Source organism: Alistipes sp. AF14-19 (assembly GCF_003461645.1).
In the GTDB taxonomy this organism is placed as follows: domain Bacteria; phylum Bacteroidota; class Bacteroidia; order Bacteroidales; family Rikenellaceae; genus Alistipes; species Alistipes shahii.
Genome location: NZ_QTXM01000002.1, coordinates 345,660 through 356,442, shown reverse-complemented (window position 1 = coordinate 356,442; position 10,783 = coordinate 345,660). Strand labels below are relative to the sequence as shown.

Annotated in this window: 10 protein-coding genes; 3 read left to right on the top strand and 7 right to left on the bottom strand. The window is 62.4% G+C overall.

Annotated elements, in window-relative coordinates:
* Positions 1–263: 263 nt before the first annotated feature.
* Both lpdA and DWW03_RS03735 read right to left on the bottom strand, forming a co-directional pair.
* Complete coding sequence (gene lpdA, locus DWW03_RS03740) at positions 264–1,640, bottom strand: dihydrolipoyl dehydrogenase (RefSeq protein ID WP_118406342.1); 1,377 nt, start codon at positions 1,638–1,640, stop codon at positions 264–266.
* Entirely contained in the window at positions 1,640–3,334 is a 1,695-nt protein-coding gene (locus DWW03_RS03735) for a C69 family dipeptidase (protein ID WP_022061128.1), read from the bottom strand. Before DWW03_RS03735 ends, lpdA begins: the two co-directional genes overlap by 1 nt.
* A 218-nt stretch (positions 3,335–3,552) precedes the next feature.
* Between DWW03_RS03735 and DWW03_RS03730 the strand changes: the two genes are divergently transcribed.
* The 3 genes from DWW03_RS03730 (at position 3,553) to proC (ending at position 6,381) form a co-directional block, all read left to right on the top strand.
* A complete protein-coding gene (locus DWW03_RS03730) occupies positions 3,553–4,779 on the top strand; it encodes a WD40-like domain containing protein (protein ID WP_022061127.1) in 1,227 nt (408 codons plus the stop codon).
* A gap of 103 nt (positions 4,780–4,882) precedes the next feature.
* Positions 4,883–5,560 carry a YggS family pyridoxal phosphate-dependent enzyme gene (locus tag DWW03_RS03725; protein WP_022061126.1) on the top strand — a complete coding sequence of 226 codons (678 nt, stop codon included), beginning with the start codon at positions 4,883–4,885 and terminating at the stop codon, positions 5,558–5,560.
* 38 nt (positions 5,561–5,598) lie between these two features.
* On the top strand, positions 5,599–6,381 hold the full coding sequence (gene proC / locus DWW03_RS03720; RefSeq protein ID WP_022061125.1) for a pyrroline-5-carboxylate reductase: 783 nt from the start codon (positions 5,599–5,601) through the stop codon (positions 6,379–6,381).
* A gap of 252 nt (positions 6,382–6,633) precedes the next feature.
* Here proC and DWW03_RS03715 read toward each other — a convergent pair whose 3' ends face one another.
* Genes DWW03_RS03715 through gmk form a run of 5 tightly spaced genes read right to left on the bottom strand, consistent with a single transcriptional unit; the run spans position 6,634 to position 10,772 of the window.
* Positions 6,634–7,833 carry a M23 family metallopeptidase gene (locus tag DWW03_RS03715; RefSeq protein ID WP_118406329.1) on the bottom strand — a complete coding sequence of 400 codons (1,200 nt, stop codon included), beginning with the start codon at positions 7,831–7,833 and terminating at the stop codon, positions 6,634–6,636.
* 10 nt (positions 7,834–7,843) lie between these two features.
* A complete protein-coding gene (locus tag DWW03_RS03710; protein ID WP_022061123.1) occupies positions 7,844–8,416 on the bottom strand; it encodes a DUF3109 family protein in 573 nt (190 codons plus the stop codon).
* On the bottom strand, positions 8,413–9,396 hold the full coding sequence (locus tag DWW03_RS03705; RefSeq protein ID WP_022061122.1) for a D-alanine--D-alanine ligase family protein: 984 nt from the start codon (positions 9,394–9,396) through the stop codon (positions 8,413–8,415). The genes DWW03_RS03710 and DWW03_RS03705 overlap by 4 nt, the downstream gene beginning before the upstream one ends.
* Position 9,397: 1 nt before the next feature.
* A complete protein-coding gene (locus tag DWW03_RS03700) occupies positions 9,398–10,207 on the bottom strand; it encodes a nicotinate-nicotinamide nucleotide adenylyltransferase (RefSeq protein WP_118406328.1) in 810 nt (269 codons plus the stop codon).
* A 1-nt stretch (position 10,208) separates the two neighbouring features.
* Positions 10,209–10,772, bottom strand: coding sequence for a guanylate kinase (gene gmk, locus DWW03_RS03695; RefSeq protein WP_022061120.1), 564 nt, complete (start codon positions 10,770–10,772; stop codon positions 10,209–10,211).
* Between the last annotated feature and the right edge of the window lie 11 nt (positions 10,773–10,783).

Below are 10,783 nucleotides of genomic sequence, written 5' to 3'. Positions count from 1 at the left end.
TTGTTATGCGGAAATCCAACACAATAAGCTGAAAACAAGCACTTTAGTGTAAATCAAAGCATTTCAGGCAGGTAACGGATAAGTAACGAAACTCACCGTTAATCCTGCCCGATTCTGCAATTTTATTGCTCGGAACAGATGCAGAACAGGGAATTAAATACCTGTAAACATGATATTTACTCTTTCCTGCGCTTCTCTTTACCTACAAATACCGAACCCTTCGGGGGCCGCCGCATGTTTTTTCCGGGGATGGCCGGAGGCCTTTACAGGTGGATCGCCGCGCCCAGGGCCGCTTCGGCGGCTTCCATGACGCCTTCGTTCATCGTCGGATGGGCGTGGATCGTGCGGGCGATCCGGTGGGCCGTGACGCCCAGCGTGCGCGCCAGCGTCGGCTCGGCCAGCATCTCGGTCACCGACGCTCCGACCATGTGCGCCCCCAGCAGGCGGTCCTCTTCGTCGAAGAGCAGTTTGACGAATCCGTCGCGGTCGCCCGCCGCCGTGGCCTTGCCCGATGCGGTGAAGGGGAAGCGGCCGGCTTTATAGGCGATGCCGCGCTCCTGCGCCTGCTGTTCGGTCATGCCGACCGACGCCACCTCGGGCTGGGTGAAGATGCACGACGGAATGGTCGTGTAGTCCACCGGCGCGGGGTCGAGTCCGCAGATGGACTCCACGCAGCAGACGGCCTCGGCCGAAGCCACGTGCGCCAGCGCCGGACCCGGCACGATGTCGCCGATGGCGTAGACGCCCGGAACGTTGGTGCGGTAGAATTCGTCCACGACGACCTTGTCGCGTTCGACGGCGACGCCCAGCTCTTCGAGGCCGATGCCTTCGATGTTGGATTGGATGCCCACGGCCGACAGCACGACATCGGTCGTCAGGGTCTCCGCGCCTTTTTTGCCCTCGATCTCCACTTCGCAAAGCCCTTCGGCGTTGACCTTCACTGCTTTCACCGTGGTCGAAGTGAGCACCGTCGCGCGCAGTTTGCGGAATGCGCGCTCCATGGTCTTCGACACCTCCTCGTCTTCGAGCGGCATCATGCGGGGCATGTATTCGACGATGGTGACCCGCACGCCCAGCGAGGCATAGAACCAGGCGAATTCGCTGCCGATGGCTCCCGATCCCACGACGATCATTGATTCGGGCAGGCGCGTGAGCGTCAGCGCCTGCCGCGACGAAATCACATGTTCCCCGTCGACAGGCATAAACGGCATTTCGCGCGGCTTGGCTCCCGTGGCGAGGACGATGTGGTCGGCCTCGTACTCCGCCCCGTCGACGTCTATGCGCCCCGGGGCCGTGAGCCGCCCGAATCCGGGGATCAGGTCGATCTTGTTCTTGTTCAGCAGGAACCGCACGCCCTTCGACATGGTTTCTGCCACGCTGCGCGAACGCGCCACGATGGCTTCGAGGTTGGGGCGCACCTCCCCTGCAAGTTCCAGTCCGTAATGCTCCGCGTTTTTGCAGTATCCATAGACCTGCGCGCTCTTGAGCAGCGCCTTGGTCGGGATGCAGCCCCAGTTGAGGCAGACGCCTCCCGGTTCGGCGCGCTCCACGAGCGCCGTCTTTTTCCCTAACTGCGCGGCGCGGATCGCCGCCACATAGCCTCCGGGGCCGCTGCCCACGATGATGATGTCGTACCGCATCATTTCACTACTTTTAGTATTTCACCATTGTCTTTGGCCACGGCGCGCTTCCATTTCTCGTTGTAGCCCGGGAACTGGATCTTGCCGGGAATCTGTTTCCCGTTGCCGTTGTCGACGAAATGCGCCGCAGAGCCGTCGCCGTCGAGGAACGTCAGCACGTCGCCGTGCTCGCTCTTGACGTTGCCGTCCATGTATTTCACCAGCAGATAGTTGTTGAGCCGCTGCCAGCGGTCGAACAGCTGCTGCGCCGTCTCCACGCTCAGCTGCGTGAGGTGGCTGCGGCGTGCCTCGGGCGACATTTTTCCGACTCGGGCGTTGAGCGCCTGCACGTTGCGGAGCATGTCGTTCTCCCACTTGTCCGTGACCTTGCGGATGTCCGCGGAGATCATGTCGTAGCGCATGTAGGCGAAATTGGTCGTGCGGTTGAAGAGCCAGAACGCCGACGTGGGCGAATATTCGAGCATCGAGCCGTTGTCCTCGCGGAAACACCCGGGGACCTCCTGCGCCGAGCAGAAGATCGGCGTCAGGCACGAGGTGGCCGCGTCGTCCACGCCGAACCAGAGGATGCCCATGTCGCGCGTCACGTCGGGCCGGGCCTGCGCCACGAACCAGAATCCGGTCTGCTGGGTGGCCGTGGCGCGCTCGTTGACGTACTTCACGCCGTCGACCTCGAATTCCATCGGACGCCAGCGGTAGGGGCAGTTGTGGCCTCCGGCGCCGAGATCCGTGGTCATGTCCATCGGGGTCCCCTCGTAGTGGTCGCGCATGCAGTCGAAGAGCGTCTTGGGCGACACCTTCGCGCGGGGCTTGACCCACAGCGGCATGCGGTTGTTCTTGTTGTGGCCCATCGCGTAGTCGGTGTATCGGTCCATGTCGTCGGCCACGGTGCGGAAGAAGGCCCACACGCGGGCTTCGCAGGCGCGCATGCCGCCGAAGTCGAGCGGCGCGTAGGCGTCCGAGAAGCTGAAATCGGCGTCCGGGCCGTCGTAGTAACCCATTTCACGGGCGAACGAGATCACGTCCGGGGAGTAGAGGCAGTTCTCGGGATCGTCCTTCGGGAAGGTGGTGATGCGGGCCTGGTTGGCGTGGGCCGAGACGTAGCCGTCGGGAATGCGGCGGGCCACCCAGACGATGCCTTTGCGGGCGTTGCCGCCCTTGCCGTCGTCCTTGAAACCCTTGCCGATCAGCTCCATGATCCACGCCTCGTCGGGGTCGGCGATCGAGAACGATTCGCCGCTCGACGCGTAGCCGTAGGTGTCGGCCAGCTCGGCGATCACGCCGATGGCCTCACGCGCGGTTTTGGCACGCTGCAAGGTGATGTAGATCAGCGACCCGTAGTCCATGCGGCCCGTCGAGTCCTCCAGTTCGGGGCGGCCTCCGTAGGTCGTCTCGCCGATGATGAGCGAATGTTCGTTCATGTTGCCGATGGTCGACCAGGTTTCGCGGACCTGCGGGATGTCCGTCAGGTAACGGCCCGTGTCCCATTCGTAGACGGGCAGCATCGCCCCGGACTTGTGCTTGCCGCCGAGGGTGTGGTACAGTGCGCCGTAGAGCGCGTGGGAGTCCGCCGCATAGGTGACCATCACCGAACCGTCGGTCGAGGCACCTCGGGTGACGATGAAATTGGTGCAGGCCGACGCCGCGCCGTATGTGAGGGCGGCCGCCGCTGCAAGAATCAATCGGATTTTTTTCATGCTTTTCAGGTTTTGAGACCAAAGATACGAAAAAGTCGGATGGATTCAAAACCGAATCTTCCGACTGATGAATAAAAGTGTCGTTACGACGCCAAAGATGGAAAACAAATCGGATAACGGCGAAAAAACGTTATCTTTGTGAGCGGATGCGCTTTCTGCGCACCCCGGAAATACCCCCCCCCGGAGTGGTGGTAAAAATATGAAATCCAGCTATTTGAATGAGAAAGATGTTGTTCCTGCTCCTTTCCGGGGCGATCTTCGGGGCCTGTTCTTCGGACAAGGACCGGGTTCCCGTTTTCGTGAAGAACGTCGTCATGCCGCCCGATTCGTGGGTCTTTGCGCCCGGCGACGGGGTGACCGTCTCGGCCGAAGGGTTCGAGGCTGATGACGAAATCATGCTCGAAATCCATTGGCAGGAGAGTGCCGAGGGGTTCGCTCCGGAGGGTTATGCCAAGGGCGTGCGCGGGATCGTCACGGTGCGTTCCGCCACGAGCGTCACCTTTCTGGCCCCGGGGCACTACCCCGCTTCGACGGTTCGGGTGCTGTTGCTCCGTCGCGGCAGGATGATGCCGCTGGGCAAGATCCGCGTTGCCAACGGAACCCCGAAAGCCGAAGCGCTCTACGGCATTTCGAAATCCGATACGGACGAAACCCTGATCGAGCGCATCGACCTGTCAACGGGCGGGGTGACACGGGTTGCGACGCTCGGCATCGGCCGGGGAATTGCCTGCGCCGTGGGGCTTCCCGGTTCGGGCTGGATTTACGGCGTCTGCTCCGGTTCGATGGCAGGTTTCGACCTCACGATGAATTATTATGACGATTTCGGGTACCGGAATAGTCTCTTGGCCGGGCATATCTCCGATTCCTCCGTCGGACTCCTTTCCTACAATGCGGAGCGGCTGACGCTGACGACCCAAAGCGCGACCCGCTCTCCCTCCCCGGCTCCGGTCTCCTGGCAGGTGCCCGACGAGGTCGTGCAGACGCTGGCCGTGCAGCCGTTCGTGCGGGTCGGTTCCGACCTGCTGCTCGCGCAGCGCAATGCCGACGGGACGTGCGCTCCGCTGATGTTGAGGGTCTACGGCGGGGCGGGACCGGGCGAAGCCGTCGGGGCCGATGCGATGATCCCCTTTTGGACCGTGGTCGCCTCGGCCGACGAGCCGGACAGGATGGTTCAGGCGGGCGGCTATGCCGTTTCGGCCAGGGGCAAAACGCAGCTGCGGCTGTTCAACGCCGCCGGTGACGGCGCTTTCGGCGAGACGCTGGCCGAAGTTCCGGGCACGGCGCTTTCGGTCACGGAGTATGCTCCCGATAAGGATTCGCTGGAAATCTACCTGCTGTGCGAGGCGGACGGCATGCGCCGCATCCACGTCTACGATGCGCTGAAGAAGACGCAGCGGACCCTTCCCGGGGAGTTCGGCTGCTCGGAGATCGTCATGGCGAAATAGTGTTTTCGTGCAGAAAAACGAGTCGCAGACCCGGATTTTTCCCGGGTCTGTTTCGTGTTGTACGAATTTTGCGTATTTTTACCGGGCAAATACCGAAAAACTTATGTCTTCAATAGCCTGTCAACTGTCGTTCGTGCGCTCGACGCTTCCCGAGGGGGTGAAGCTGGTCGCCGTGTCGAAAACCCACCCTGCGGAGGCGATCCGCGCGGCCTACGACGCCGGCCACCGCGTTTTCGGCGAGAGCCGCCCGCAGGAACTGCGCGAAAAACACGAAGCCCTGCCCAAGGACATCGAGTGGCACATGATCGGCCACCTGCAAACCAACAAGATCAAATACATCGCCCCGTTCGTCGCGCTGATCCATTCGGTCGACAGCGCGCGGCTGGCCGAGGCGATCCAGCGCGAGGCGGCCAAGTGCGGCCGGACGCTCGAAATCCTCCTGGAGATCCACGTCGCCGAGGAGGAGACCAAAACGGGCTGGAATATGGCCGAACTGATGGAGTATGTCCGCACGGCCCCGTTTGCCCGTATGCCGGACGTCTGCGTGCGGGGCGTGATGGGCATTGCCACCAATACCGACGACGGCACGGCGATACGCCGCGATTTCATGGAGCTGAAACGCTGTTTCGAACTGCTGCAACCCTACTTCGGACCGCGGTTCGACACGCTGTCGATGGGCATGTCGCACGACTATCCGCTGGCGGTCGAGTGCGGCTCGACGATGGTGCGCGTCGGCTCGTTGATATTCGGCCGGCGCGGGCTTAAGAAGCCCGTTTTATGAGTGGTTGCTGTACGAATGATAAATTATACCAGACTTATATGAAAATCGGATTTCTTGGATTCGGAAATATGGCGCAGGCCATGGCGGGCGGGCTTGTCCGCTCGGGGGCCGTGCAGCCCGGCGACATCGGCGCGTGCGCGCGCGACCGGGCGAAACTGTGGAGCAACACGGAGCCGCAGGGCTTCCGGGCTTTCGACGACGCGGCGGCGGTCGCGGAGTTCGCCGATCTGGTCGTCGTCGCCGTGAAACCCTATCAGGTCGAGGCGGTGCTTGCGCCCGTCCGGGAGCTTCTGGCGAAGAAGATCGTCGTATCGGTGGCTGCGGGCGTTACGTTCGACGACTGCGAGCGGATGCTCGCCCCCGGCACGCACCATTTGAGCATCGTTCCCAATACGCCCGTTTCGGTCTGCGAAGGCATCGTCGTCTGCGAACGCCGCCATTCGCTTTCGGACGGGGAGTGGCGGCAGGTGGAGGCGCTCTTCTCGAAGATCGGCCTTGTCCTGCCGATGGACACCGCCCTGCTCGGCATATCGAGTGCCGTCTGCGGCTGCGGCCCGGCGTTCGTCGCCATGTTCATCGAGGCGCTCGGGGACGCTGCCGTCAAGCACGGCGTTGCGCGTGCCGACGCTTACCGCATGGCGAGCCAGATGATCGTCGGGACCGGGAAATTGCAGCTCGCCTCGGGGCAGCATCCCGGTGCGATGAAGGACGCCGTCTGTTCGCCCGGCGGAACGACGATCGCGGGCGTCGCCGAACTGGAGCGCAAGGGCTTCCGCGGCGCGGTGATCGACGCCATCGACGCTATTCAGAATAAAAAATAACCCGCCCGGCTAAAAGCCGGGTTTTAGGGGCGGATAGTGGCTTCGGGACGCTTGTCATCCGGTTCTGCGCCCGCCCGGCTAAGAGCCGGGTTTTAGGAGGCGGAGGATCGCTGTCTGGCGTCCTGCTCGGTTCTGCGCCTGGGGCCGGGAATCGTTTTTTGGGCTGCAGGACGAAGCGACGCCGTTTGCGTCCGAATAGGAAAACCGCCGGACCTTTTCGAAAGGTCCGGCGGTTTCTCATCGGGAGCTGCCCTATCGCACCCGCAGCGAGCGTCCGATGCGCAGCACGGTGGTCGATTTGATGCCGTTCAGGCGGCAGATGTTCGTCACGGTCGTTCCGTAGCGCCGGGCGATGCCGCCCAGCGTGTCGCCCGAACGGATCTTGTAGTATTTCATGGCCGCTTTCTCGGCGGCTTCCTTCTTGTCCTGCTCCTCGTTGGCGATCTCGTCTTCGAAATCCTGTCCGGCGTTGGAGTAGATGCTGAAGAACGACTTCTTCAAGAGGAAGGTCTCGCGGCTCAACGTTCCGTTCTTGAAGTCGATCAGGCGTTCGGGGTCGAACGACTGTCCGTAGTAGCGGGTCTCGAAGTGGAGATGAGGTCCCGTCGACCGGCCCGTCGAACCTCCCAGACCGATGATCTGTCCCGCCTCGACCCATTGGTTGGGTTCCACCAGACGTTCCGACAGGTGGCCGTAGTAGGTCTCCAGCCCGTTGTCGTGGCGGATGATCACCAGGTTGCCGTAACCGCCCCTGTTGTACTGCGAGATGCGTACGCGGCCGCAGAAGGTGGCGTAAACCGGGTCGCCTGTCTTGAGCGGCAGATCCACGCCCTGATGCTGGCGCCGGCGTCGCGGACCGTATTTGCCGCGCGGGTGCACCGAACCCTGATAGGGGCAGTGGTAGCTGGTCAGCGAGTCGACGAGGTCGATCACCACCGATTTGGGCATTTCCGACATGTCGACCTCCTTGTAGGGAAAGAGCGTCGTCGTGTCCCAGTATTTCTCGAAAATCGTGCTGTCTTTGGCCACCTCGCGGTTGAGGACGTATTTCCACGAATTGTTGCTGTACAGGATCACCTGCACGGCGTCGTTTTCCGTGGCGAGGGTGTCGAGCACGGTCAGCCCGTTGGTGTCGAAAATGGACTCGATCTTCGTGGGCCGGAGACGGAGGCGCAGCGCCGCCACGGAATCCGCCGCGGCCTGCTCCGGGTCGACGACCGGATCGGGAGCGGCCGTCTCGCTTTCAGCCGTTTCATCCCGCTGTTCGGCAACGGCGACGAGGTTTTGCAGCGAGTCGATCAGCGCGGCCTGCCGCGACGCCACCAGGCGCAGCGAATCGGCCGCGGCGATTTCGCGGGCCGCCGCCTCTGTCGTCCGCGTGTTTTTGGGCTTGCGGGCCGTCGCGGTGAAGATCATCGAGAGGGCGATAAGGGTGAAAATGTATTTTTTCATAATCTCTTTCTTATTGTTGCTTGATTAGCTCTTCGGCGGCTTCCAGCGCCTTGTAGAATTCCTCGCCGAAACGGCGGACGATCGGTTCCCGAAGGGCTTTGTAGACCGGAATGCCCAGTCTGGCGCCGCACCGGCGGGCCGGGGCGCACACCGACCAGCGGTGGTAGTTGAGTCCCACCGTGCCGTTCGAGAAGCGCATCACGCGGATCGGATAGAGGTGGCACGAAATCGGCTTGCGGAACGGGGTTTTGCCTTCGGCCCACGCTTTTTCGATGGCGCAGAGCGTGACGCCGTTTTCCGTGTAGGTATAGGCGCACTGGGCGTCGTCCACGAGCGGCGTCGTCAGGTCGCCGTCTTCGTCGACGACCATGAATCCCTGCCGTTCGACCGACTCGATGCCTTCCGCCGTCATGTAGGGTTTGTAATTGGGGTATTCGCGTTCGAGGATCTCCACCTCGTCGGCTTCGAGCGGCGCCCCGGCGTTGCCTTCGACGCAGCAGATCCCTTTGCACTGCGCGATGTCGCAGGCGAAACACTCGCGCAGCAGGTCGGCGCTTACGATTTTGTCGTCTATCTCGATCATTTGCGGCAGGTGTCGGCGATGATGATGTCATAGAGTTCTCCGAGCGACATGCCCATTTCGCGGGCCTGTTTGGGAACGATGCTTCCCCTGCTCATGCCGGGAATCGAGTTCAGCTCGATGAAATAGGGCACGCCCGCGGGGGTGACGATGAAGTCTACCCTTACGACGCCCGAACAGCGGCAGGTGCGGTACGCCTCGCGGGTCATGCGGTTCAGTTCGGCCTTCACCTCCGGGGTGATGTCCGCAGGGGTGATTTCGTCGGAAAATCCGGCGGTGTATTTGGCTTCGTAGTCGAAGAAATCCTTCTTCGAAACGATCTCCGTGATCGGGAAAACATACTCCCTGCCGCCGGCGACGAGCATGCCGCAACCCATTTCGCGGCCCGTGATGCACTCCTCGATCAGGATTTCGTCGCCCTGGGCGAATGCCGCTTCGATGGCCGCCGGAAGCTCTTCCGGGGCGTGCACCTTCGTCACGCCGAACGACGAGCCGTTGGCGTTGGGCTTCACGAACAGGGGCATTCCCAGTTCCGCGACGATCTGCGCCGGGTCGAACGCTTCGCCGCGGCGCAGGAAGACCTCGCGGGCCAGGTTGACACGCCCTGCGAGCGTGCGTTTGGCGGTGATCTTGTCGAAGGTGATGACCGACGAGGTCATCGAGCACGACGAATAGGGAACGCCCATCATGTCGAGGTAGCCTTGCAGCTTGCCGTCCTCGCCGGGCGTGCCGTGAATGATGATCAGCGCGTAGTCGAACGCTTTGCGCACACCGTCGACGGTGATCGAGAAATCATTCTTGTCCACCTGCCACTGCCGCCCGTCGGGGGCCGTATGGTGCCAGTCGCGGCCGTGGAGGTCGATGACCGTGATGTCGTATTTCGAGTGGTCGAGGGCCGCCTCGATCTGGGCGGCGCTCTGAAGGGCGATTTCCCGTTCGGGCGAATCGCCGCCCGCCAGGAGGGCTATCTTCAAACGTGTCATTTCAGGGGTTGTATATATCTTTGTATCGGAATTCCAGTATCTCCTGCACCATCCGGGCGAACTCCTTGGCTTCGACATGCGTGTCGTCGATACGCAGCGCCGCGTTGAAGTCGTTGAGCGCCGGACCCCACTCGCCCATCCGGTAATGGAGTTTTCCGCGCTCGACCAGAAGCGCCGTGTTTCCGGGCTCGGCGGCGATCTGCGCCCCGAGGGCCGCGATGCGCGTCGCGGGACTCCACAGCCCCTTGCGGCGGATGTAGGCGGCGACGCCCTCGTCGAGCATGGCGGCGACGTCCTCGCCCCGCCCGATGCGGTCGCGCACGTCCGTCGAGGCGAAGTCCTGCAACGGGGCGTCCGTCAGCGGCGTGATGCGCCCTTCGAATCCCTCCGCCGGTTCGCCGCGCCGCGGGTAGACGTAAACCGGGTATTCGAGGATTTGTTCGTACTCCTTCCATCCCGCGAGGCGCGCGATCTGGTCGCTGCCCATCAGGATCGAGAACTGCATCCCCGACCCGAAGTTTTCCTTGAGGTAACGCAGGGTATCTATTGTGTATGAGGGTTTCGGCAACAGAAATTCCACGACCGAAGGTTTGATGCGCTCCGGGTATTTCGAAGCGGCGCAGGCGATCTCGGCCATTTCGAAACGGTCCATTTCGGGAGCCAGTTCCGCGGCCTGTTTGTAGGGGCTTTGGGGCGAAACGACCAGCACGGCCTCGTCGCAGAGACCCTGCCCGACGACGTATTCCGCCAGCGCGATGTGGCCGCGGTGCACGGGGTTGAACGACCCGAAATAGAGCATGACCCGTTTCATCCTACCGTGCGATGAATTGGTCGAGGATGCTGCACGTGCCGCACACGGCCTCGTCGAGGCAGTCGTTGACCACCACGTGGTCGAACTCGGGGGCTTTCGTCAGTTCGAATTCGGCCTTGGCCACGCGGCGGTCGATCACCTCCGGGGCGTCCGTGCCGCGGCCTTCGAGCCGTCGGCGCAGCTCCTCGACCGAGGGCGGCATGATGAACACCGAGCAGGCGTCGTCGCCGAAGATGCGCTTGAGGTTGATGCCGCCGACCACGTCGACGTCGAAGACGATCACATGGCCCTTGGCCCAGATGCGCTCCACCTCCGAGCGCAGCGTGCCGTAGCAGGTTCCCTTGTAGACCTCCTCCCACTCCACGAAGCGGTTTTCGGTCACGGCCTGCATGAACTCCCCGTGCGAGAGGAAGTAGTAGTCCACCCCGTCGCGCTCCTGGCCGCGGGGGGCGCGGCTGGTCGCCGAGATGGAGAATTCGAACTGCGGATAGCGTTCCAGCAACCGGCGGACGATGGTGGTTTTGCCCGAACCGCTCGGGGCGGAGAATATGATGACTTTGCCCATTTGATGAAATT

Bases quoted from the DNA above. Each gene is read 5' to 3' on its own strand.
- DWW03_RS03700 (WP_118406328.1), bottom strand. From the start codon at position 10,207: ATGAAACGGGTCATGCTCTATTTCGGGTCGTTCAACCCCGTGCACCGC.
- DWW03_RS03735 (WP_022061128.1), bottom strand. From the start codon at position 3,334: ATGAAAAAAATCCGATTGATTCTTGCAGCGGCGGCCGCCCTCACATAC.
- gmk (WP_022061120.1), bottom strand. From the start codon at position 10,772: ATGGGCAAAGTCATCATATTCTCCGCCCCGAGCGGTTCGGGCAAAACC.
- lpdA (WP_118406342.1), bottom strand. From the start codon at position 1,640: ATGCGGTACGACATCATCATCGTGGGCAGCGGCCCCGGAGGCTATGTG.
- DWW03_RS03730 (WP_022061127.1), top strand. From the start codon at position 3,553: ATGAGAAAGATGTTGTTCCTGCTCCTTTCCGGGGCGATCTTCGGGGCC.
- DWW03_RS03710 (WP_022061123.1), bottom strand. From the start codon at position 8,416: ATGATCGAGATAGACGACAAAATCGTAAGCGCCGACCTGCTGCGCGAG.
- DWW03_RS03715 (WP_118406329.1), bottom strand. From the start codon at position 7,833: ATGAAAAAATACATTTTCACCCTTATCGCCCTCTCGATGATCTTCACC.
- DWW03_RS03725 (WP_022061126.1), top strand. From the start codon at position 4,883: ATGTCTTCAATAGCCTGTCAACTGTCGTTCGTGCGCTCGACGCTTCCC.
- proC (WP_022061125.1), top strand. From the start codon at position 5,599: ATGAAAATCGGATTTCTTGGATTCGGAAATATGGCGCAGGCCATGGCG.
- DWW03_RS03705 (WP_022061122.1), bottom strand. From the start codon at position 9,396: ATGACACGTTTGAAGATAGCCCTCCTGGCGGGCGGCGATTCGCCCGAA.